The sequence below is a fragment of the Robertmurraya massiliosenegalensis JC6 genome (assembly GCF_000311725.1).
Classification (GTDB): Bacteria; Bacillota; Bacilli; order Bacillales; family Cytobacillaceae; genus Robertmurraya; species Robertmurraya massiliosenegalensis.
On the sequence record NZ_HE978511.1, the window covers coordinates 366392 to 388867 of the forward strand.

A 22476-nucleotide genomic window follows, 5' to 3' on the forward strand; every position below is an offset into this window, starting at 1 on the left:
ATCCCCGTCTATCCCTCCACCATTTTTAAAAGTTTTCCATTTATTTATGCAAAAGTATCCTATTCTTCTTGATCCTTTTCTTGACTTTCTGCTTGAAGCTTATAAATCAAGGAATCAATTCGATTACCGTAATCAATCGACTCATCAAATTCGAAAATGATTTCAGGCGTTTTTCTTAAGCGAATTCTTTTACCAATCTCTGAACGGATAAATCCTTTTGCCTTTGCCAGACCTTTTAATGTATTTTCTTTTTGTTCATCATCTCCAAGTACGGAAATGAATACCTTTGCTTGTTGGAGGTCTCCAGTAACCTGGACATCTGTAACAGTCACAAAGCCAATACGTGGATCTTTGATTTTCCGTCCGATAATCTCACCGAGTTCCTTTTTCATCTGTTCTCCAACACGATTCGATCTAAGGCTCATTCTAGTCACCTCTATCTTATAAAAAAGTGCGTTTTTTCATGCGTTCCTCCAAATAATTTGTTGAAGAAACGCATGCACAAAAACGCTAAAAACAATCTATATTGGCCTAAAGCCATTCAATATTCGTAATCGTTCTTTCAATTTCTGGAAAGGAATCGATAAATTTTAAAGCGTTTTGCAGTTCCATTTCAGTTGAAACTTGAGAAGAGGTCACGACAACCAGAGCAATTTTCGTTCGTTGCCACACATCTTGAAATTCAACTTCAGATGCAGACAAATTAAACTTTTGCTTTAGCCTTACAAGTACTCTTTGCAAAACGGCTCTCTTCTCCTTCAGTGAATGAGCATCATAAATGATGCATTCACAAACTGCAAGACCTACTATCATTAACGTTCCACTTCTTCCATAATATATGCTTCAATGACGTCTCCTTCTTTTACATCATTAAAGTTTTTAATCGTGATTCCGCACTCATAGCCTTGAGCCACTTCTTTCACATCATCTTTAAATCTTCTTAACGCATCGACTTCACCTTCGAAGATGACGATGCCATCACGAATGAGACGAACGCCACTATGACGAGTGATCTTACCATCTGTCACATAAGAACCTGCAATCGTTCCAACTTTTGAAACCTTGAATGTTTGACGAACTTCTGCCTGACCGATAATTTTCTCTTGGAATTCTGGATCAAGCATCCCTTTCATCGCTGCTTCAATTTCTTCAATCGCTTTATAAATAATTCTATGAAGACGAATGTCCACCTCTTCAGACTCAGCCGCACGCTTAGCATTATTATCAGGACGAACGTTAAAACCAATCACAATTGCGTTTGAAGCAGCGGCAAGTGTAATATCTGACTCATTAATTGCCCCTACGCCTGTATGAATGATTTTTACATTTACACCTTCAACATCTAACTTTCGGAAAGCTGCTGCTACAGCTTCTACAGAACCTTGTACGTCTGCTTTAACAATAATGTTGAGCTCTTTCATTTCACCTTGCTTTAAGTGATCAAAAAGATTATCTAAGCTAATGCGTGTCTTCTCACTTCTTTGCGCTTGGATCGCTTGAGTAGCACGAGCCTCTCCAACTTGACGCGCTGTTTTTTCGTCTTCGAAAACAACGAAACGGTCACCAGCTTGAGGAACATCATTTAAGCCCGTAATTTCGACTGGAGTTGATGGACCAGCTTCTTTAACACGGCGGCCTAAATCATTGACCATCGCACGAACACGACCAAATGTATTTCCAACGACAATTGGATCGCCCACTCTTAATGTTCCGTCTTGAACGAGTAAAGTTGCAACTGAGCCACGACCTTTATCTAACTGCGCTTCAATGACGGTTCCAATTGCTTTTCGGTTAGGATTCGCTTTATATTCCTCAACTTCACCAACAAGAAGAATCATTTCTAATAGTGAGTCAATGCCTTCACCAGTTAATGCAGAAAGTGGAACGAAAATTGTGTCCCCACCCCATGCTTCAGGGATTAGTCCATGCTCTGTTAACTCCTGCATAACACGATCAGGGTTTGCTGCTTCTTTATCAATTTTGTTCACCGCAACAATGATCGGAACCTCGGCAGCCTTTGCGTGGTTAATCGCTTCAACTGTTTGTGGCATTACCCCATCATCTGCAGCAACAACTAAGATGGTAATATCCGTAATCTTTGCACCACGCGCACGCATCGTTGTGAAAGCGGCATGACCAGGTGTATCTAAGAATGTGATCTTTTTCCCATTCTCTTCAACTTGATAAGCACCAATATGTTGGGTAATCCCACCTGCTTCACCTGCTGTCACTTTTGTATGACGGATTGAATCAAGAAGGGTCGTCTTCCCGTGGTCAACGTGTCCCATAATCGTTACAACAGAAGGGCGCTCCACTTGTTCAGCAGGATCATCTTCCGTGAAGTACACTTCTAAATCGGTTGCATCAATTTTCACTTCTTCTTCAACCTCAACACCGTACTCAGAGGCAATCAATTCAATCGCATCTTTATCGAGGTCTTGGTTAATCGTAGCCATGACGCCAAGTAAGAATAACTTTTTAATGATTTCAGAAGGCTCACGATGTAGTTTCTTCGCAAGCTCAGCAACGGTTAATGATTCACTAAAAGTAATTTTTGCTGGCAGTTCCTTCTCTTTCTTTTTCTGCGGCTGTGCTTGAACTTGAGGTTGATTTTTCCCTTTGTTCTTTTGATTCTTATTTTTATTCTTATGATTGCCTTGATTACTATTATTATTGTTCTTGAAGCCTTTATTATCTTTTGATTGTGCTTTTGGTGTAGTTTTTGCCTTCACACGAGCTGTTCCAGCATTCCGATCGTCATCCTCAGCAACTGCTGTAGCTTTTTGCTTTGGTGCATTTGTTTTTGGTTGCACCTTTTCTGGTTGAGGCTGTTTTTCCTCTTTATTGTAAAGACGATCAAGCTTCTGGATTGTATCCCCTTCAATTGTTGTCATATGATTGGAAACCTCTATATTCATTTCTTTTAGTTTAGTGATAACGTCTTTACTTGAAATATTATGCTTTTTTGCATATTCGTAAACTCGTATTTTACTCATATTTTCACCCCCGCAAGTATTAATCGAGCACTTGTTTCAGCTTATTGGCAAACCCTGCATCTAAAACAGCCACAACTACGCGGGCTTCCTTTCCAATTGATTGACCGAGTACATTACGGTTCTCAACGATTTTATATGGAATTGAAAAGGATTTGCATTTATCCGTCACTTTTTTCGCGGTATTGGCGGATGCATCCGCAGAGAGTAACACAAGCTTTGCCTTGCCACTTCTTATTTCCTTAACGACAAGCTCTTCCCCTGAAATGATTTTCCGCGCTCGATTGGCTAGGCCTAGCAATGACATCCATTGATTTGGTTTCATTAGGATAGTCGTTTCTCCTTCTCTACTAACTCAAGCAGTTCATCATAAATAGAATCATTTATCTCTACTTCTAAATGATTTTTCAATGTGTTTTTCTTTTTGGCTAAAAGAATGGCTTCCTTATCTTTTGAAAGGTAAGCTCCCCGACCATTTTTCTTTCCTGTTAAATCGATGGAAACTTCTCCCTCTTTAGAGCGGACGATGCGAACAAGTTCTTTTTTCGGCCTCATTTCACCAGTCGCCACACATTTTCGCAAAGGAACTTTTTTTCTATTGTTCATCCATCTTTCACCTCTTTTTACTCACGTGAATCCTCAAAACTTAAACTTAAATCTGAATCAAGTTCTTGCTCATCTTCATCATCAAATGTGAGAATCCCTTCTTCACGTGGGAAAATCCCCGCTTCTCTCGCATCTGTTTCAGACTTTATATCAATTTTCCAACCTGTTAGCTTTGCAGCTAGACGAGCATTTTGTCCTCTTTTACCAATCGCAAGTGAAAGCTGATAGTCTGGAACAACGACTGTTGTCGCTTTCTCCTCTTCATTGACGATCACATCAAGCACCTTCGAAGGACTTAAAGCATTAGCCACAAACACTACTGGATCATTGGACCATTTTACGATATCGATTTTTTCCCCTTTTAGTTCATTGACAACCGCTTGTACTCGAGAACCTTTTGGTCCTACACATGAGCCAACGGGATCAACTTCAGGGTTTTCAGAGTGAACAGAAATTTTCGAACGATCTCCTGCTTCCCTTGAAACCGACTTAATTTCAACCGTTCCATCGTAGATTTCAGGAACTTCAATTTCGAAAAGGCGCTTTAGTAAGCCAGGATGTGTTCTTGATACATAAATTTGGGGTCCTTTAGTCGTCTTTTCTACTTTTGTAATAAATACTTTAATGCGATCATGCGGACGATATCTTTCATTTGGCATTTGTTCATTCGCAGGTAAGATCGCTTCTATTTTCCCTAAGCTTACATAAATAAACTTTGAATCTACACGTTGCACAATCCCGGTCATAATATCTTCTTCACGGTCAATGAACTCAGAATAGATAATTCCACGTTCTGCTTCTCTTACCCTTTGCGTAACAACCTGCTTAGCCGTTTGGGCAGCAATTCGACCGAAGTCTTTTGGTGTCACCTCAAGTTCCACCACGTCTTCAATTTGGTAATTAGGATTGATTCTTCTTGCATCTTCTACTGAAATTTCAAGACGGGGATCAAAAACTTCCTCAACCACATCTTTTCTTGCAAAAACTTTCATTGTTCCAGCACCTAAATTTAAATCGATGCGCACATTTTGAGCCTGATTAAAGTTTCGACGATATGCTGATACTAACGCCGCTTCAATTGCTTCAATTATTACCTCTCTTGAAATCCCTTTTTCTTTTTCCAGCAAGTCAAGAGCATCTAGCAATTCACTGCTCATTTGATTATATCCCCCTTTAAACTCTAACAATTAATGAATTCATTTTAAAAAAAATGAAAGTAGTCAACTTAAGAAAAAGTAACAGCTAACCTTGCATTTGCAATTTTATCCTTAGGAATTTCGACTTGTTTCTTTCTAGTCTTAATCGTTATTTCTAACGAAAGCTTATCACTAGAATAGTCTATTAACTTCCCTTCAAAGGTTTTCTCACCATCAATCGGCTCGTATGTTTTCACAAAGACATTATGACCGATCGCTCGCTCATAATCCTTTTCCTTTTTGAGTGGTCGTTCTGCCCCTGGAGATGAAACCTCTAGGAAATAGTTGTAAGGAATCGGATCAATTTCGTCTAGTTTTTCGCTAAGCCTTTCGCTCACTAGTCCACATTCCTCTATATCAACGCCACCGTCTTTATCAATGAAAACGCGAAGGAACCAATCTTTCCCTTCCTTTACATATTCAATATCAACTAATTCAAGATTGAGGTCATCTAAAATGGGACTAACAATGTCTTCAACCACTTCAATTACCTTACTCATATATTCCCTCCTAACTCTATCTGTCCTAAACTAGAAGCAAATTCATCCTTTTATATATGGTTAAATCAACTCACCTAGTAATGTTAAACTTCCTTTGCTATGTAGAAAGACGTTAAGATAAATCCAGTTCTTCTAGTCCGCTATACTTTTTTGGAATACACTTTACTTCCTGCAAGCGGCATATTTTTTATACCTAAACAAACAAGAAAGAGCGGGGGAGCCCCACTCTTGTAAACGAGAGTTATCGATAGTATTTCCAATAAAACTATACCATAACCAATATTTTTATGCAAACAATAGTGTTCATTTCACTTGACAAATCAGAGTTTTGTTCAAATAATTTTCTTCGTTTATTAGAACAAGGACAGCTGATTTTGATCAGGCATACCTGTTAAGCACCCGTGATTATCCAAATACTCCATAATCGTCTTAGAAACCTTGCCTCGCTGCTGCAGGTCTTCTTTGGATAAAAACTCTCCATCTTCGCGGGCCTTTACAATATTAATGGCGGCATTCGTTCCTAGCCCAGGAATTGAATTAAAAGGTGGAATTAATGAATTTCCATCAATGATAAATTCAGATGCACTTGAACGATATAAATCAACCTTATTGAAGGTAAAGCCTCGTTCATTCATTTCCAATGCCAGCTCCAAAACTGTCAACAGATTTTTCTCTTTTGTCGATGCTTCTAAACCTTTTGCATTGATTTCTTCAATTTTTGTACGAATCGCTTGAGAGCCTTTTACCATGGCATCAATGTCGAAATCTTCTGCTCTCACCGTAAAATATGCGGCGTAATAATATAATGGATGATGAACCTTAAAATAAGCAATACGTACGGCCATCAACACATAGGCAGCAGCATGGGCCTTCGGGAACATATACTTGATCTTCTTACAAGAATCAATATACCATTCCGGAACCTCGTTCCTGCGCATTTCTTCTTCCATTTCATCTGTTAGTCCTTTTCCTTTACGAACAGATTCCATGATTTTAAATGCAAAGGATGGCTCTAATCCTTGATAAATCAAGTAGACCATAATATCGTCACGACAACCGATTACTTCACTTAGCGTGCAAATATTATTATGAATTAACTCTTGAGCATTTCCAAGCCACACATCTGTTCCATGGGATAAGCCAGAGATTTGCACAAGTTCAGAGAAAGTAGTCGGTTTCGTATCTTCTAGCATTTGACGAACAAAGCGAGTTCCGAATTCAGGAATTCCCAGTGTCCCTGTTTTACACATAATTTGTTCTTCTGTGACACCAAGAGCTTCGGGTCCACTAAAGATCTTCATAACCTCTTTGTCATCTGTTGGAATGGTCTTCGGATCAATGCCACTTAAATCTTGGAGCATCCGAATGACCGTCGGATCATCGTGTCCGAGAATATCAAGCTTTAACACATTATCATGAATCGAGTGGAAGTCAAAATGCGTCGTCTTCCATTCAGAGTTTCGGTCATCAGCTGGAAACTGGATCGGCGTGAAATCATAAATGTCCATATAATCTGGAACAACAATGATTCCCCCTGGATGCTGACCAGTCGTCCTTTTAACCCCAGTACAACCGGTTGCTAGTCTTTCAATTTCCGCCCCACGGAGCTGGAGATTATTATCTTGCTGATAGGCTTTCACATACCCAAATGCTGTTTTATCAGCAACTGTACCAATAGTCCCTGCACGATAGACATACTCTTCACCGAATAGGACTTTCGTATAATTATGGGCCTGTGGTTGATATTCACCTGAGAAGTTCAAATCGATATCAGGTACCTTGTCCCCTTTAAAGCCAAGGAATGTTTCGAACGGAATATCATGTCCGTCTTTCACATACTTTTCACCACAATGTGGGCAATCTTTATCAGGTAAGTCGAATCCTGAACCGACTGAACCATCATTAAAAAACTCAGAATGCTTACAACTTGGACATACATAATGTGGCGGCAATGGATTTACTTCCGTAATTTCAGTCATGGTTGCAACCAATGATGACCCGACTGAACCACGGGAACCTACTAAATAGCCATCATCAAGTGATTTTTTTACAAGCTTATGAGAAATCAAATAGATCACTGCGAATCCGTGACCGATGATACTTTTTAATTCCTTTTCCAATCGTGCTTCAACAATTTCAGGGAGCTCTTCTCCATAAATGTCTTTTGCACGTTGATAGCTCATCGAACGAATCTCTTCATCTGCTCCATCAATTTTCGGTGTATATAAGTCATCTTTAATTGGCTTAATGACGTCGATCATGTCCGCTATTTTATTCGAATTGGTGACGACAAGCTCTTTTGCTTTTTCTTTTCCTAAAAAGGAGAATGCGTCAAGCATTTCATTTGTCGTTCTAAAATGGACATCTGGAAGCTGATGTCTGTTTAAAGGATTCGCTCCACCTTGAGAGTTCACCAGTATTTTTCGATAAATTTTGTCATTCGGATTTAAATAATGAACATTCCCTGTTGCGACGACTGGGATTTCTAACTTTTCACCTAGATTCACTAGATTCTGGATAATATCTTCTAATTTGTTCTCATCTTGGACAAGCTCTAACTCAAGCAAATGAGCATATACTTCCTTCGGATGAACTTCAATATAGTCATAAAAACGGGCTGTTTCTTCTACTTCTTCAGGGGCTTTTTGCATCATCCCTTCGAATACTTCCCCTTTATCACAACCAGAGCCTACTAGAATACCCTCACGGTACTTCTGAAGTACAGAGCGAGGAATACGTGGTACACGATAAAAATACTCAATATGGGCGATTGAAATGATCTTGAAAAGGTTTTTCAAGCCCGCTTCTGTTTGTGCTAAAAGAGTACAGTGATAAGGACGTGCCCTTTGATACGCATTTCCCTTCCCCATATTGTTATTTAACTCATCATGATACGTAATTCCTTTTTCAAGTGCTTCTTTAAGCATCGTTAAAAGCAAATAACCTGTTGCTTCAGCGTCATAGATAGCACGATGGTGCTGAGTTAATTCAACATTGAATTTCTTTGCCAACGTATTTAAGCGGTGATTTTTCATCTCTGGATAGAGAAAACGGGCTAATTCTAACGTATCAATTACAGGATTTTGCGCTTTATCTAAACCGCTTTTTTTATAACCAACGTTTAGGAAACCCATATCAAATGATGCATTATGTGCGACAAGTACTGCATCATCCGCCCATTTATGGAAATCTCGTAAAACTTCCACGACTTCAGGAGCATCCTTCACCATATCATCTGTAATTCCTGTTAAATTGATCGTTGTCGCAGACAATGGATGATGAGGATTCGCAAAGGCTTCAAAGCGATCGATAATATCTCCATCCTTAATTTTTACAGCTGCAAGCTCAATGATCGTATCATAGACTGCTGACAAGCCCGTTGTTTCAACGTCAAAGACGACATATGTGTCTTCAGATAGAAGGCGATGAGCGTCATTATAAGCAATTGGTACTCCGTCATCAACAAGATTAGCTTCAACCCCGTAAAGAATTTTAATATCATTTTTTTTACCTGCATTATAGGCTTCTGGGAAGGATTGAGCACCGGCATGATCGGTAATGGCAATTGCTTTATGGCCCCATTTTTTTGCTTGAGACACTAAACTGCTAACTGAACTTACCGCATCCATTTGGCTCATAGGCGTGTGAAGATGAAGTTCTACCCTTTTTTCTCCTTCTTTTGCTGTATCCTTTCTTTCAACAGGTTTGATTTCGTTAATGTCATTTCCAATCATTACTAAATCACGAACAAAGGTATCGTTTTGAATGCTTCCTCGCACTTTGGCCCACATTCCTTTTTGTACACGTTCAAAAAGGGCCGCATCTTCTTTATCACGAGAAAACATTTTGACCATAATAGAGCTCGTATAATCTGTCACTTTAAATGTCAATAACGTACGACCACTGCGTAATTCTCTTGTTTCTGCTGCAAAGATAAATCCTTCTATGGCAATTCTTCGTTCTTCATCAACAATATCAATTAACTTTCGGAAATCCGCATCATCTTTAATCGTTAAACCGATCGTTAATGGACCTGATGGAAGTTCAACTCCAGCTTCTTTTTCCGCTTCTTGTTTTTCCATTTCCATAAGAGCTTGTAACCCACGCTCTTGGTCCTCTTTTTTCTTTGCCTCTAAAAATTGTTCATACTGTTCGTTTGATGTTTGTTCATTTATTTCTGTGTCTATCGTAAGGACAGGGAATCCCAGCTGTTGATATGCCCCCTGAATGATTTCGGTATATTTTTTCTTTATGGTTAATCCTTCTAGATCGTTGTTTACTTTAATGAGTAATTTATTTCCGACAACATTTGGTGTTTGTTCGTTCAATAATTTCAGCAATGGAGGAGCCATTCCTTCCAATTGGCGAATACTAGAATTCCAGTATTCAATGATTGACTGCTCTGATATTTGCTCATTTCGAACTTTGATGGAATGATATACAGAAGCAATATGGGAGAATGATTTCTCTAGCTGAGAGGTAAATTTATAATATACGTTGTATGGTAAGATATTTTCAAATATGAAATGAAAATGCCATTTTTTTCTTGTCTTTCAACAATCACTTTTTCAATTTCGGCATGTTCAAAATGTGTAACGATTTGATCATCCGTTAATTGCAATTGTTGGAGCAAGTGTTGGAATGCTTCTCTTTTATCTGAGGCACTGCTCATCCACTCTCTCTCCTCTCTCTTACAAAATCTATCTAGCAAAATCTATACGAACATCATTATAACATAAAGACAGTGTTGTACCTCTTAAAAATAAATGAACAATTGTCTAACTAAAAGTTACATTATAAAGAAAATGGCTACCTCTTAGAGGATAGCCATTTTCATTTTTATAAGAAAAACCTCTGTATATCATTCCAGGTAACAACGAGCATGAGGAGCATTAGTAGGGCGAAACCGATAAAGTGGACCATTCCTTCTTTTTGTCGGTCTACCGGTTTTCCTCTTAATCCTTCGACAGCAAAAAACATTAATCTACCGCCGTCTAATGCAGGAATTGGAAGAAGGTTCATAATTCCTAAGTTAATGCTTAATACTCCAGCCCATTTCATTAAATAGAGCACACCTGATTTTGCTACTGTATCCGTTGAAACGTAAATTCCAACAGGTCCTGATAAGGCATCGATTGAAAATTGACCCGTTATTAGCTTACCGAGCATCGAGAAAATTTCCTTTGTCCAAACGAAAACTTCTTTCGCTCCGTACGTAATTGATTTAAGCGGGGATTTCTCCATCGGACTGTAAACGCCAATAATTCCTATCGTTTTTCCGTCTTCAACTTCTTGTACTTTTGGGGTAACAGGTATTGTCATATCCTGCCCATCTCTTTCCAAGACGAAATCCAATTCTTTCTCAGGGTTGTTCTGGATAATTTCCACCACATCTTCCCATGTGGAAATTTCGGCACCATCTACGGAATGAACAATGTCTCCTTCTTTAAGCCCCGCTTCTAAAGCGGCGCCATCTGGAGTCAACTTTCCAAGCATCGGTTCATGTGTGGGCATCCCTTGGATTAACGCAATAATAACAAAGACGACAAAGGCTAACACAAAGTTCATCATTGGACCTGCAAAAATGGCCATTGTTCTTTGTCCTAATGTTTTCGATGCAAATTGACGATCGAATGGTGCGATTAATGTTTCTTTGCCGTTTTCAACGAAGTTTGCTTTCCGGCTTATTCGGAAAGTTTGTAAGCTCTCATCATCGCCTTCTTCGTATCCCTTTATGATTAAGTCATGCTCAACATCAGCATACTCTACCTCAATCACACGAATATCAGGGTATTTTTCCTTATTATTAAGTACAATTTTAGATACTTCATCATTTTTATCAAATAATAGACCGACACGGTATCCTGGCTTAATTTCCACCATTTCAGGGTCTTCGCCAGCCATGCGCACATAACCACCAATAGGCAGAAGACGAATCGTGTATACCGTATCATTCTTTGTAAATGAAAGGAGCTTTGGTCCCATCCCAATCGCAAACTCACGACAGAGAATTCCTGCCCTTTTTGCAAAGATTAAATGTCCTAATTCATGAAAAAATACTAGCGCCCCGAAAATAATAATAAAGGCTATAACTGTACTCAAAATATAACCACCTTTTATTTTAGAAGTGAGTAAACATATGCTCTTGTTTCCTGATCAACTTCTTGAATAAGGGAAAGATCTGGATTCATTATGGAGTCATGAGCAGTTAAAGATTTTTCTATAAGCTCCTCTATCTGTAGAAAAGTGATTTTTCCATTTAGAAAAGCATCAACAGCTGCTTCGTTCGCTGCATTTAATACAGTTGGGAGAGTCCCGCCTATTCTCCCTGCATCAAAAGCAAACTTGAGGCATCTGAATCTTTCAAAATCCATTTGTTTAAAATGCAAGCGACCAATCTCTGCTAAATTGAGTCTATTTGCTGTTTTTAAAGGGAATCTGTCTGGATATGTTAAAGCATATTGAATCGGAACTCTCATATCAGGGGTTCCCAACTGGGCAATCACACTACTGTCGTGGAATTCAACCATGGAATGTATAATACTTTCTTTGTGGAGCAATACATCAATTTTTTCATAAGGAATATCGAATAACCAATGGGCTTCAATAACTTCTAACCCTTTGTTCATCATCGTTGCCGAATCAATCGTAATCTTTGCACCCATCGACCAATTGGGGTGATTTAATGCTTCTGCAACCGTCACATTTTGTAGTTCTGCCCTGCTTTTATCTCGGAAACTTCCACCTGATGCCGTTAAGATCAGCTTCTCAATGTTTTTTTCTTTTTCACCTTGAAGCGCTTGAAAAATTGCTGAATGCTCACTATCTACCGGTAAGATCGGAACACCTTTATCCTTCGCTGCTTTCATGACAAGATGTCCAGCTGTCACTAATGTTTCTTTATTGGCAATGCAAATCGTTTTTCCAGCATTAATCGCTTCAAGTGTTGGATATAATCCTACACTACCAATAACCGCATTGACAAGAATTGTAGACTTCGGATATGTAGCTGCCTCTACTAAACCGTCATGACCATATGTAAATTTCACATCTGGAAATTCTAACTGTAAGCTAGCGACCTCGTCATGACTGGCGATAGAAACGAGTTCTGGCTTAAATTGTGCGATAATTTTGCGAGCAAGCGAGATGTTTCGTCCTACTGTCATGGCGACTAATTGAAACTCATTTGAATGCTCTTTAATAATATCTAATGTTTGTGTACCGATTGAACCAGTTGCACCTAATAAACTAATATATTTCAACGAATTCACTCCTGATCATAAAAGCAGTTAAATCAAATGAAAGAAATGGATAAGCGGCCAAACGAATAATAGACTGTCAAAGCGATCTAGTATGCCTCCATGACCGGGTAGTAAGCTTCCTGAATCCTTTACATGATAATGTCGTTTTAGGGCAGATTCAACCAAATCACCCACTTGACCGAAAATAGAAAGGAAGATCGTGATAATTCCTAATTTCAGAAAAGAGACTGGAATATCGGAAAAGACTACAAATAAGAAAGCAACGACAACGGCACAAACGATTCCACCTACAAAGCCTTCAACCGTTTTGTTCGGGCTAATTTCTGGCCATAGCTTCCTTTTTCCCATTTTACGGCCAATAAAGTAAGCTCCAGAATCCGTTGCCCAAATAATGAAAAGAGAATAGAAAATAAAAACTAATCCACCTTCTTCTCTTGTCTCAATAAAATATAAAAAGCCCATACCAATATAGATGATTGACATAATGGAAAAAGCAACATCATCAAACGTAAATTTGTTTTTAGTTGCCACTGTATAGGTTAGAAATAACAGGACCGCAAGCAGGGCAACTTCCACTTTTGAATATTGAATACTTACTAAAACATCCTGTAGTTGATCCGGTAATAAAAAGATCCATAACACCACTAACGAGATCAATCCAGGAACTGAAAACAATTTTAAATTCCGCATTTTTAAGAGCTCATAGAGCGCTATCGATGCTAATAAATAAGCTAGTACAATTAGTGGGATTCCACCTATCAGCACAATCGGTAAAAAGACAGCTGCTGCAATAATAGCTGTAATAATTCTTTGCTTCATCTAATATATTCAACACCTTTGTTATACTCCACCAAATCGTCTTTGTCGATTTTGGTATGCTTCTACAGCCTCAATGAAATGCTGTTCGCTAAAATCAGGCCATAGCACATCTGTAAACCAAAACTCTGTATAGGCAAGTTGCCATAGCATGAAATTGCTTAAACGGATTTCTCCGCTTGTTCTAATCAGTAAATCTGGGTCATTAAGCTTGTTCGTCATTAAATAAGAGGAAAAAGTTTCTTCATCAAGCATCTCTTCCTTTATTATACCACTTTTATAATCTTCTAAGACCCGCTTTACAGCATCGACAATTTCACTTCTGCTCCCGTAATTGAGCGCAAAGTTTAAGACCAGACCGTTATTGTCTTTTGTTTTCTTCATCGCATGCTCGATTGCACCGAGCGTATGAGAGGGGAGACTGTCTTTATAACCCATCATTTCAACACGGACATTTTCTTCAACAAGCTCTGGAAGAAAGGTACCGAGAAATTCTTCAGGAAGCTTCATTAAATAGTCTACTTCCATTTTCGGACGTTTCCAATTTTCAGTCGAAAAGGCATATAAGGTAAGCGTTTTTACTCCAAGCTCATTTGCTAGCTTCGTAATCTTTTTTACAACCTTCATTCCTTCATGATGTCCTGCGATTCTTGGTAAAGCCCTTTTTTTTGCCCACCTGCCATTTCCATCCATGATAATGGCCACATGCTCTGGAACTGGTTGCTTCATCAGATATTCTATTTGTTCCCGAAGAATGGGAGAGTTTTTGTTATTTTTCCATGACTTCAATTTATCTAACATGATTGTCGCTCCTCTAAAGAGGGGTCATTTTTTCTCAGATGTTCCATTAATCTTTTATATTCCATTTCAATTTTAGAGAAAAAACAAGCCTTCCATTCAATATTCCACTATTTTCCCGTAACTGCCTCTATCATATCAAAAAATTAGTGAGATATCTCTATAAAAAGTATGTACGAGCAAGAGAAATTAAGACTATAAAAAATTTCTTTTTTTAAGTATCTAAAATTCTCAATGATTCCCTAAAATAAAAACCCCCTAGAACTAGAGGGTCTAAATGTAGAACCATATTTATACTTCCAAAATTTCTTTTTCTTTATCCTTCGTCAAACTATCAACTTTAGCAATATATTCGTCCGTTACCTTTTGAATATCATCTGCATAACCACGTTGAGCGTCTTCTGTAATGTCACCATTTTTTTCAAGCTTTTTTAAATCATCGTTGCCGTCGCGACGAATATTACGAATCGCGACCTTCGCTTCTTCAGCTTCTTTCTTCACCACTTTAACCAGTTCTTTACGACGTTCCTCTGTTAATTGTGGAATGGAAAGTCGAATAATATTTCCGTCATTTGTTGGTGTAAGACCAAGGTCTGATTTTAGAATCGCTTTTTCGATTTCTCCTAAAACAGATTTGTCATACGGCTGAATCACTAAAAGGCGGGCTTCAGGAACAGAAACACCAGCTAATTGATTAATAGGAGTTGGCGCTCCATAGTAATCTACGGTGATTCGATCAAGCAACGAAGCATTCGCTCTCCCAGCTCGAATACTTGCAAGTTCACGAGTATAAGCTTGAATCGCTTTTGTCATGCGATCTTTTACATTTGCAATTACTTGTTTTGGCATTATTATTTCCCCCTTACAATTGTTCCAATAGTTTCACCTAGAACTGCTCTCTTAATATTTCCATTTTCCATGATTGAAAAAACAATTAGTGGGATATCATTGTCCATGCATAAAGACGAAGCAGTCGAATCCATTACGGCTAAACCTTCTTTTAAAACGTCTAAGTAAGATAATTCATCGTATTTCTTCGCATTTGCATCAAGTCTTGGGTCTGCAGAATAAACGCCGTCAACATTATTCTTAGCCATCAGAATGACATCTGCTTCAATTTCTGCTGCACGTAATGCTGCAGTCGTATCAGTTGAGAAGTATGGATTTCCAGTGCCTGCTGCAAAGATTACCACGCGTTTTTTTTCAAGGTGGCGAATCGCTCTACGTCTAATATATGGTTCTGCAACTTGGCGCATTTCAATCGAGGTTTGAACACGGGTTTCAACCCCTTCTTGCTCTAGGCTATCCTGTAATGCTAATGAATTCATCACGGTTGCAAGCATACCCATATAATCAGCATTGGCACGATCCATGCCCATCTCTTCACCAATTTTCCCACGCCAGATATTTCCGCCACCAACAACTACTGCCACTTCAACACCTAGCTCGGCTAATTCTTTTACTTGATTGGCGACTGATTTAATAACCGTCGGATTAATCCCGAAGCCTTTTTCCCCGGCTAATGCTTCACCACTTAATTTTAATACTACGCGTTTGTATTTTGGGCTGCTCATGAGAACCTCCATATGTATGATTAGGATCCCTTTTTCATTGCGATTGTACATTTACTAAAGGCATCGTATTTCTTTTTCGATGTTTTCGAAAATAGGGAACACAATGTGTCCCCTATCATTTTAATCTGTAAAATTATTTTTTAACTTGGTTCATTACTTCTTCAGCAAAGTTATCTTCACGCTTTTCGATACCTTCTCCAACTTCATAACGAACGAACTCACGGATTTTTCCACCTTTAGATGAAACAAATTGACCAACTTTTTGATCAGGATTCTTCACGAATGCTTGATCATTTACACAAACATCTTCAAAGTACTTGCTTAAACGGCCTTCAACCATTTTTGCAACGATTTTTTCTGGCTTGCCTTCGTTAAGTGCTTGTTGTGTAAGAACTTGACGCTCACGTTCAACCTCTTCAGCTGACACTTCATCACGAGAAACATACTTTGGATTTAACGCAGCAATGTGCATAGAAACATCCTTAGCAGCAGCCTCTTCAGTAGTTCCTTCAAGAACTGTAAGAACACCAATACGTCCACCCATGTGTAAGTATGCACCAAATGCATCATTGTCACCTTTTGTCTTCACTTCAAAACGACGTAAAGATAACTTTTCACCGATTTTTGAAATTGCAGTGTTAATATGGGATTCTACAGTAGCTCCATTGTCCATTGTTTGTCCAACTGCTTCTTCAACAGATGCAGGCTTTTTAGCAAGAATGTGATCAGCTAATTCCTGTACAAGAGTTTGGAAACCTTCATTTTTCGCAACAAAATCTGTTTCAGAATTCACTTCTAGAATGACTGCTTCGTTCCCATTAACTTTTACTGTAGTAAGACCTTCAGCAGCAATACGATCGCCTTTTTTCGCAGCTTTTGCAATCCCTTTTTCACGAAGTAAATCAATCGCTTTTTCTAGATCACCATCAACCTCTTGAAGTGCTTTTTTACAATCCATCATACCTGCGCCTGTTTTTTCGCGCAGTTCTTTAACCATTTGTGCAGTAATTGCCATAATGAGAAATCCTCCTTAAGTCTATGTATAATTATTATTTTTAGCTAGACTAACAAAAGCTAATCTATAATCGTTCATTATTCTCAAAAAAAGGTGATAAAGAAGGGTAAAGCCCTCTTATCACCTTCATTGAATCAACTCTATCAGTTTTAGCGCCTAATCAAGGCACTTTTCACTTTTTGATTACGCAGTTGTTACTTCTTCGCCTTGCTTCGCTTCTAAAATAGCATCAGCCATTTTACCAGTTAAAAGTTTAACTGCACGAATTGCATCATCGTTAGCAGGGATAACAACATCGATCTCATCTGGATCACAGTTCGTATCAACAATACCTACGATTGGAATGTTTAATTTATGAGCTTCAGCAACAGCGATGCGCTCTTTGCGAGGATCAATGATGAATAAAGCATCAGGAAGTTGCTTCATATCTTTAATTCCGCCTAAGAACTTTTCAAGACGCTCTTGTTCTTTTCTTAATCCAACTACTTCTTTCTTTGGAAGTACTTCAAAAGTACCGTCTTCAGACATTCTTTCGATATCTTTAAGGCGTGAAATACGCTTTTGGATTGTTTCGAAGTTTGTTAAAGTTCCACCTAACCAGCGTTGGTTGACATAGTACATTCCAGAACGTTCTGCTTCTTCTTTCACAGAATCTTGAGCTTGTTTCTTTGTACCAACGAAAAGAACTGTACCGCCATTAGCAGCTAATTCTTTTACCCAGTTATAAGCTTCTTCAACCTTCTTAACTGTTTTTTGAAGATCGATAATATAAATGCCGTTACGCTCAGTGAAGATATATTTCTTCATTTTTGGGTTCCAACGACGTGTTTGGTGTCCGAAATGTACACCAGCTTCAAGCAATTGCTTCATAGAAATTACTGACATGTTTTTTCCTCCTAATGGTTTTGTTTGCCTCCGCCCATATCATCTTTAGTCAAAAACTGTCGGACGACAGCACCATTTGCCTAAATCCATGAACGTGTGTATTAACACCATTTGTAAATATAGCATATGTACATGTGCGAATCAAGTCATTCTTTCTCATTTTTACGTAATTTAAATAATAATTCTATTTCCGTTTTCCCTCTATCAAGCCTTTTGGCAATTTCTTCGATAGATAAGCCTTGTTTTTGCAATAATAATGCTTGGTAATAAAAGGATTGATTGTACAGATTTTCTGTACCGTCTTCCTTATTGTCTGAGGCTTGTTCCCGTTCATTTTGAGCGATTTCCACTGATTCTGTCGTTTCCTTATCTTCACCTTTGACAGTTGTATTACTATAGGCCTGTACTGCTTGAAATACAGTTCCTTTTCTAAAATTACTATGATCGCTCTTTTCAAGGTGAACACTTTCCTCTTGGCTTTTTTTGCTTAAACCTTCTCGAGCGTCGTTTTCCTTTATTATATCGGGTGCGATTATTGGTTTTTGCTTATGTTGAAGTTCACTCACTTTTTTTATAAATTTCTCGTTTTCCTCCGTCATTTCCATTAAATAGCTTGATATAACCTCTTCCATATCCTTTAGGATTTGTTCCTGTTTTTTTTCAACTTGCAACAGCTTATTTTGACGTAAATAAAGTATCACGATACAGAATAAAGCGACAATATTTAAGACCATACTAATAAACAAAAATATATTCGTCATGCTACCCCTCTATCCACTATAGTCCACCCGTGTCCCTTTATATGGATGGGTTTCTTTCGGATGGTGCGTATGTTTTTCTCTTTTCGTTCCATGTTGATCGGGTTGTTCCTTATGTTGTCCATCCTTTTTGAATTTTGCGGTATCCTTTTGCTCCTGTTTAATGACTGAGTTTTTCTTTTTCACATCTTCCTTTTTGACACTATCTGAGGCAAGATCTTGATGAAGTTGACCACGCTGTTGCATTTGCTCTAGTAATTTACCTGCTTCATGTGTTCTAGGAAGTGCAATCTGCATTTCGATCGCTTTAAGGCTCAATTTAAATCACTTCCCCGGATAAATTAATGGATCATGCATAGTTAAATAGGTTCAAATTTAATTTCATTATGGTCTAAAAAGAATTTTACATACGTATGTGTTTTCCGAATCAATTTGACGTACTTGCCAAAATTCAAGCTTGTATTTGGATTAACTTTATCATAGACGTAAACTCCATACCTACCCTGATTCATTTTCTCAACTTCGATGCCTTCGAGCTGTTTTTCAAGTTCCTTCAATTTAGATTGTAGTTCCCTCTTTGTCACTCTTTGCTTTGAGATTAGCAACTGTTCCTTTGTGGATGCGTGTCCTTTTATTTTCGCCTGTTCAACTAATCGATTTTCAATCAAATTAAGCTTTTTTATATTTTCCGATATTTCTTCAAGCTCTTCTTTAAGCTTTACTTCTTTTTTATGAATGGAGGGGTCGAAACCAACAAAGATCTCTGTTTTCGTAAACAGATCATTGCCAAGCACTTTCACATGAATATCTTTACCTGAACGCAGGATCCCTCCAATGACAGGCCCGTTTTTACAAGAAATCGATTCTTTTGCCTCAACTTGGCTATGTAAAACAGAAGTATGAATAATGACATCTTGTCCCGCTCGAACATCTGCTTGATTCAAATAATTCGTTTGAACACTCCCACCTGCCACAACCTTCCCTCGGTGCGCAGCTGTAATTCCACCTGATATATGGATATTTCCTCTTGCAACGAGTTGTGCTCCTTCAACAAGTCCATACACTTTAATGTCCCCGCCTGCAATGACTTCATAACCGGTAGGAACATTGCCACGAATAACGACGTTGCCAATAAAATTAACATTGCCCGTCTTTAAATCCAAATCCCCATTCACTTCAAATACCGGATTTACCGTTATCGCTTTATAGGTAACGCTTACTTGTCCGTCCGTCGTTGCGATAAACTGATTTCCTTCCTTCATCACATTTTTACCAGCCTTGAGCTTTAATTGCTTGCCATCACGGGCAAGGAGCAATTTCCCTGTTACTCCTCGCCCATTGATACCAACCGTTTGTGGTACCACTTTTGCAATAACTTGCCCGTTCTTAACTGAAGGAATGTCCAATACATCTCGAAAGTTTATTTTATCTTTCTTTTTTGTCTTTTCTTTATCATCGCTCTCTAGGATCACATAAGCATCTTCCCCATTTTGCGGCGGAAGACCTTCTGCGATCGTAATCGGGTACTCTAATGAACTCGGATTATCTGCCATGAGAAATAGTAGTGATTCATTAATACCGAATACGACATTCTGCTCCTCTAAAAATGTTTTGAGCGCATTGGCTGAAATAGAAAAACCTTCAGCTAAAGGTTCCTTTAATTCAATTGAAGCGGTCAATTGATCTTTTGTTATGCTGACACGAAAGGGTATATCCATTTTCTATCCCTCTTTCTATTCTTAGCTTCCCCTGATAGAATTAGATCATTTTACTTAATGATTGTCTTAGCTTAAATATTGCTTTCGAGTGAATTTGTGAAATTCGGGAAGTGGACAATTCCATAACTTGTCCAATTTCTGTTAAGGTAAGTTCTTCTTGATAAAACAAACTTAACACAAGCTGTTCTTTCTCATTTAATTGCGATATCACTTTTGACATTTCTTGAATCAATTCGTTCTTTACGATTTTCTCCTCTGGAATATCAGCCTTCGTGTCTTTTATCGTATAAGCTTGTCCATCTTTTTCATCCTGTTCATTTCCTCGCTCATCAATGGAAAGGATGCTGGCAAAAAAATGTTCATTCATCGTAGTGTGAACTTCTTCTTCAGGCATGTCTAGCTCTATCGCAATATCTTTAGCTGTTACATTTCTCATATATTTTTGTTCAAGTTTACCAATGGTCGCTTCAATTTTTTTGGCTTTTTCTCTCGTGCTTCTTGATAACCAATCTTCTTTTCTTAATCCATCTATAATCGCTCCACGTATTCTGAACGATGCGTACGTATCAAATTTTAATTCTCTCGTTGGGTCAAATTTTTCCAATGCATCGTACAACCCCATTAATCCTAGACTATGAATGTCATCTCTCGATACATTTTTGGGAAGTCCAACAGCTACCCTTTGTACATGATAACTAACAAGAGGCATGTATTTTTTGACTAACAGGTTTCCTGCTTCTGAGTCGCGGGCCGAAATCCATTTATCCCATATTAATTGTTCCTCAGTTGTTAATACCTGTCCCATTGCAACCTCCCAATACTTCGTAATATTTCCAACCAAAAATGGTCATACGTAATTCAGGCAGAGTCATTCACTTTCGTAGGCCTTATCTTTCTTTCACGCTGTTTCCGGATAGATTGTGGTTATGTGTAAAAACCCAGAAGCATAATTTTACCCTTAGATACGGTTAAGGCTATACATGAAGTGTGCGACGGCACTCTTCGCTCCCTAAATCAGGCCTATTGTTTTGCTTTCTTAAATCAACAAAGTTCGCAAAATGAGCCTTCTTTAATGACCAAAAACATATACTATTATTATATCAAATTTAGGCACATCATATTAGATGAGTTGATAAATTATTACAACCATTATTAGGCAAATGCGTCAATATACCTAGAGTATGAAAAAACAGTCCTTGTAGGGACTGTTTTCAAATTACTAGAGTTCACAAATACCTTTATTGACTGTACGGATGTTCAGTAGGCATGTTTTGGGATCAAACTCAATCGTTCTTCCACTACTACCACCAACATCCTCACCAACGATGGCTATCTTTAAGGCTGCAAGCTCCCTTTTCACTGCTTCAACATTCCTAGGACCGATTCTCATCATGTCATTTGAACTAGAAAATTGAAACATTTGTGCGCCACCAGCGAGCTTTGCTTTTAGTGAATAGTCTCTAGCACCATGTTTTATAAGTCTACTTACCAGTTCCCTAACAGCGGTATCCGCATATTTAGCAATATTAATGGTTCCACCCTTTGCCAGTTTTGAATCAGGCAACATGACATGTGCTAATCCAGCTAGTTCCTTCCCTTGATCATAGACGACAACACCGACACAAGATCCCAAACCTGATGTTCTGATATGATTAGGGGTTCTTACAATGTTCATATCCGCAATCCCCACCTTAATCACCTGAACACTGTCAGTCATTTTCCGTTACTCCTAAAGCTCGAAAAATGATGTCAAATGAATCTGGATCAGGTAATAGGAAAAAATGACCTTTTACACTTTTCGGGCCATTATTGTTTTCGTCATCTAATGCCGTATCAATAACAATCGCAAAATCGCTAACTTGGGAAAGCTCAATTAATCCAAAGCTAATTATCGCACCGACCATATCAATACTTAATGCAGGAACGGAAGGGTATAAATCTAAATTGGTGAAATCAGAAAGAGAAGAAAGATAAGAGCCAGAGAGAATATTGCCAAGTTCCTGTAAGGCAGACATCGCTAATTCATCATAAGGTGCTTTAGAAAATGAAAAGTCTGTATCTCCAGTCATTTGTTTAATAAAGGTTGTAGCTTGTTCTAGTGACAGTACGAAGAACATACTTCCAGGAGCATCTCCCTCAATCCTCAAGAATACACTTGCTACAATATTATCTGGACCTCCAGCCATTTCCATCATCTCATCAAATGAGACAACTCTCACGTTCGGTACTCTCATATCGATTTTTCTATTTAATAAGGTTGAAAGGGCGGTCGCAGCATGCCCCGCCCCAATATTGCCAACTTCTTTTAGAACATCTAAGTGTACGGTAGAAAACTTCTCAAGAAAATTCATATCA

At 38.4% G+C, this 22476-nt stretch carries 22 protein-coding genes and 1 pseudogene; all 23 read right to left on the minus strand.

All coding sequences use genetic code 11. The features are described 5' to 3' along the window. Positions 1-59: 59 nt before the first annotated feature. The 23 genes and pseudogenes from rbfA to BMSHG_RS02045 all read right to left on the minus strand — a co-directional run bounded on the left by rbfA (position 60) and on the right by BMSHG_RS02045 (position 22472). Positions 60-425, minus strand: coding sequence for a 30S ribosome-binding factor RbfA (gene rbfA, locus BMSHG_RS01940; RefSeq protein ID WP_019152745.1), 366 nt, complete (start codon positions 423-425; stop codon positions 60-62). A 106-nt stretch (positions 426-531) separates the two neighbouring features. Beyond that, positions 532-813, minus strand: a complete 282-nt coding sequence (locus BMSHG_RS01945) for a DUF503 domain-containing protein (protein ID WP_019152746.1) — start codon at positions 811-813, stop codon at positions 532-534. Beyond that, the gene (gene infB, locus BMSHG_RS01950; RefSeq protein ID WP_019152747.1) at positions 813-2996 is read right to left on the minus strand and encodes a translation initiation factor IF-2; all 2184 of its coding nucleotides are present in this window, start codon (positions 2994-2996) and stop codon (positions 813-815) included. The genes BMSHG_RS01945 and infB overlap by 1 nt, the downstream gene beginning before the upstream one ends. Positions 2997-3015: 19 nt before the next feature. Beyond that, complete coding sequence (locus BMSHG_RS01955) at positions 3016-3318, minus strand: YlxQ family RNA-binding protein (protein WP_019152748.1); 303 nt, start codon at positions 3316-3318, stop codon at positions 3016-3018. Beyond that, positions 3318-3599, minus strand: a complete 282-nt coding sequence (rnpM, locus tag BMSHG_RS01960) for an RNase P modulator RnpM (protein ID WP_019152749.1) — start codon at positions 3597-3599, stop codon at positions 3318-3320. Before rnpM ends, BMSHG_RS01955 begins: the two co-directional genes overlap by 1 nt. A gap of 17 nt (positions 3600-3616) precedes the next feature. After that, positions 3617-4756 carry a transcription termination factor NusA gene (gene nusA / locus BMSHG_RS01965; protein ID WP_019152750.1) on the minus strand — a complete coding sequence of 380 codons (1140 nt, stop codon included), beginning with the start codon at positions 4754-4756 and terminating at the stop codon, positions 3617-3619. A 68-nt stretch (positions 4757-4824) separates the two neighbouring features. After that, positions 4825-5295 carry a ribosome maturation factor RimP gene (gene rimP, locus BMSHG_RS01970; protein WP_019152751.1) on the minus strand — a complete coding sequence of 157 codons (471 nt, stop codon included), beginning with the start codon at positions 5293-5295 and terminating at the stop codon, positions 4825-4827. Positions 5296-5648: 353 nt separating this feature from the next. Beyond that, a complete protein-coding gene (locus BMSHG_RS25615) occupies positions 5649-9818 on the minus strand; it encodes a PolC-type DNA polymerase III (protein WP_392397242.1) in 4170 nt (1389 codons plus the stop codon). Next, a pseudogene (locus BMSHG_RS29430) lies at positions 9795-9967 on the minus strand (PolC-type DNA polymerase III N-terminal domain-containing protein); the annotation flags it as partial. The gene BMSHG_RS25615 and the pseudogene BMSHG_RS29430, both read right to left, overlap by 24 nt. A gap of 167 nt (positions 9968-10134) precedes the next feature. Beyond that, a complete protein-coding gene (rseP, locus tag BMSHG_RS01980; protein ID WP_019152752.1) occupies positions 10135-11397 on the minus strand; it encodes an RIP metalloprotease RseP in 1263 nt (420 codons plus the stop codon). Between the two features lie 14 nt (positions 11398-11411). Continuing rightward, positions 11412-12557, minus strand: a complete 1146-nt coding sequence (locus BMSHG_RS01985) for a 1-deoxy-D-xylulose-5-phosphate reductoisomerase (protein ID WP_019152753.1) — start codon at positions 12555-12557, stop codon at positions 11412-11414. Between the two features lie 27 nt (positions 12558-12584). After that, positions 12585-13376: a phosphatidate cytidylyltransferase gene (locus BMSHG_RS01990; protein WP_019152754.1), complete on the minus strand. Its 792-nt coding sequence runs from the start codon at positions 13374-13376 to the stop codon at positions 12585-12587. A 21-nt stretch (positions 13377-13397) separates the two neighbouring features. Further along, on the minus strand, positions 13398-14174 hold the full coding sequence (locus BMSHG_RS01995) for an isoprenyl transferase (protein WP_019152755.1): 777 nt from the start codon (positions 14172-14174) through the stop codon (positions 13398-13400). Between the two features lie 288 nt (positions 14175-14462). Further along, positions 14463-15020 (minus strand): ribosome recycling factor, encoded by a 558-nt coding sequence (gene frr, locus BMSHG_RS02000; protein ID WP_019152756.1) that lies wholly within the window; start codon positions 15018-15020, stop codon positions 14463-14465. A gap of 2 nt (positions 15021-15022) precedes the next feature. Continuing rightward, a complete protein-coding gene (pyrH, locus tag BMSHG_RS02005; protein ID WP_019152757.1) occupies positions 15023-15745 on the minus strand; it encodes a UMP kinase in 723 nt (240 codons plus the stop codon). A gap of 133 nt (positions 15746-15878) precedes the next feature. Next, a complete protein-coding gene (tsf, locus tag BMSHG_RS02010; protein WP_019152758.1) occupies positions 15879-16760 on the minus strand; it encodes a translation elongation factor Ts in 882 nt (293 codons plus the stop codon). A 183-nt stretch (positions 16761-16943) separates the two neighbouring features. After that, positions 16944-17645: a 30S ribosomal protein S2 gene (rpsB, locus tag BMSHG_RS02015; protein ID WP_019152759.1), complete on the minus strand. Its 702-nt coding sequence runs from the start codon at positions 17643-17645 to the stop codon at positions 16944-16946. Between the two features lie 146 nt (positions 17646-17791). Then, complete coding sequence (locus tag BMSHG_RS28635) at positions 17792-18406, minus strand: hypothetical protein (protein WP_019152760.1); 615 nt, start codon at positions 18404-18406, stop codon at positions 17792-17794. A 9-nt stretch (positions 18407-18415) separates the two neighbouring features. Beyond that, entirely contained in the window at positions 18416-18721 is a 306-nt protein-coding gene (locus BMSHG_RS02025) for a hypothetical protein (RefSeq protein ID WP_019152761.1), read from the minus strand. Between the two features lie 41 nt (positions 18722-18762). Further along, positions 18763-20121 (minus strand): DUF342 domain-containing protein, encoded by a 1359-nt coding sequence (locus BMSHG_RS02030; RefSeq protein WP_019152762.1) that lies wholly within the window; start codon positions 20119-20121, stop codon positions 18763-18765. Between the two features lie 40 nt (positions 20122-20161). Next, entirely contained in the window at positions 20162-20926 is a 765-nt protein-coding gene (locus BMSHG_RS02035) for a FliA/WhiG family RNA polymerase sigma factor (protein WP_019152763.1), read from the minus strand. Between the two features lie 414 nt (positions 20927-21340). Beyond that, complete coding sequence (locus BMSHG_RS02040) at positions 21341-21838, minus strand: chemotaxis protein CheD (protein WP_019152764.1); 498 nt, start codon at positions 21836-21838, stop codon at positions 21341-21343. Beyond that, a complete protein-coding gene (locus BMSHG_RS02045) occupies positions 21831-22472 on the minus strand; it encodes a chemotaxis protein CheC (protein WP_019152765.1) in 642 nt (213 codons plus the stop codon). The genes BMSHG_RS02040 and BMSHG_RS02045 overlap by 8 nt, the downstream gene beginning before the upstream one ends. Between the last annotated feature and the right edge of the window lie 4 nt (positions 22473-22476).